This window comes from Neobacillus vireti, from assembly GCF_036962345.1.
Taxonomy (GTDB): domain Bacteria; phylum Bacillota; class Bacilli; order Bacillales; family Cytobacillaceae; genus Neobacillus; species Neobacillus vireti_A.
The window spans coordinates 1-1,651 of record NZ_JBALNB010000037.1 but is presented as its reverse complement, the minus strand read 5'-3'; the positions used below and the strand labels follow the sequence as shown (position 1 = coordinate 1,651).

General features: G+C 35.7%; 1 protein-coding gene. It reads left to right on the top strand.

Annotation, left to right across the window (positions count from 1 at the left end):
• Positions 1-251 precede the first annotated feature (251 nt).
• Positions 252-1,469, top strand: coding sequence for an IS110 family transposase (locus tag V7108_RS26845; protein WP_335569864.1), 1,218 nt, complete (start codon positions 252-254; stop codon positions 1,467-1,469).
• Positions 1,470-1,651: the final 182 nt, after the last annotated feature.

Here is a 1,651-nt window from a genome sequence, read left to right as displayed (position 1 = left end):
AAAAAACATACTAAGATTAGTAGTGCAGACCAAGGCATTGGTTAGCACTACTATTTTTTTATATAGTAGAAGTGAAGAATTGGTCGTGCGGTCTTTGGGATCTTGAATCCGTAAAAAAAACTGACCTTCTTCACTTACCTTATTTGAATCAGGTTTTAGTATGTTGGATCCAGTGAGATCGTGTATAAGAAATGGGAATCGATAAGAGTAAGATGAAGTCTTCAATTAAATTGACTTGTTTGGAGGAAAACATGAAACATGTTATCGCCTTTGATGTGAGTATGGGTAAGAGTTATTTAGTGATTTATAATGGCTTAAAAAAATGTATCTATGAAGGTGAAATTAAGCATACCAAACCTGAGTTTGAGAAGTTGTGGGAACGAATCAACGAACTTATTGAAGGGTATGGAGAACAGCCCAATATTGTGTTTGAATCAACTGGTGTATATTCTCAACCATTGGAACGTTTTATGCAAGAAAACAATTACTCTTATTGCGTTCTAAACCCTTTGGAAGCTAAAAAACAATGTGATTCCTTAAGGATTCATAAAACAGATAAAAGCGATGCACATCAATTAGCTTTAACCCACTTTACCGCCTCTCGAAGAGAGACAAACGGAACGGATAACCTCTTTCAACAGTTGAAATCTTTATCTAGATTCTACAGTGAACTTGATGATGAATTATCAGTGATTCGTGGTCGCATGCATAAAGTTATTCAGTTGACGTTTCCAGAACTGGAAAAGCTATTCACAAGTAAATCCGATTTATTTTTAAACATTGTTCAATTGTTCCCACATCCCGATTTTGTACTGGGACTATCAAAAACAATTATTAAAAATAAAATACGTGCCAATACCAATAAAAATATCTCGGCAGCGATCGCAGAAAATAAAGCAATCGCACTTATTGAAGCCTCTCTGCAATCCTATCCAGCTGTCTCTTCGTCGGATGTATTGTGCGAGCAAGTACGGTCATACGCTAGAAGGTACCAAGACCTTCTCCAACAAAAGGAACAATGTATTAAGGACATGGTACATTTAGCAGAAAAGCGGAGCGAGTACCAGGTGATACTGAGTTTTCCAGGGATTGGTCCCAATACAGCTGTCCGCCTAATGGCAGAAATGGGAAACATCCACCGATTTGAAAATAACAAACAATTGAATGCTTTTGCAGGTATTGATATACGCCGATTCCAGTCTGGAAAAACCTTTTTTAAGGATAAAATTAATAAGCGTGGTAATAAACACTTGCGAAAACTACTCTTCCTGATCATACAGAACATGATTAAGCAAAGACGTTTTGGACACAATCATATCGTCGAGTATTATGACAAATTAAAAACGCAACCCTATAACAAATGTCATAAAGTTGCGTCTATCGCCTGTGTGAATAAGCTTTTGAAGAACCTCTTCTACCTTATTACACACAATATTAACTATGATTACAGGTTGGCCACCAAATCATAGTTTTTTACATAATAACATATTCCATTGCCCTAGTAAAAAAATCATAGTTGCCTAGGCTTATTTGGTACACCCAAAATTCTGACACCTTTCCCCTAACTTATATGAGAACTCTATTTTATACCTTACCTTCTAAAAAACTGAAAAAACTAAGAAAAAATTATTGACTAATCGTAAGAAAAAGA

What these genes read in the sequence shown, in the direction of transcription:
- V7108_RS26845 (WP_335569864.1), top strand. Translation starts at nt 252, where the DNA reads ATGAAACATGTTATCGCCTTTGATGTGAGTATGGGTAAGAGTTATTTA.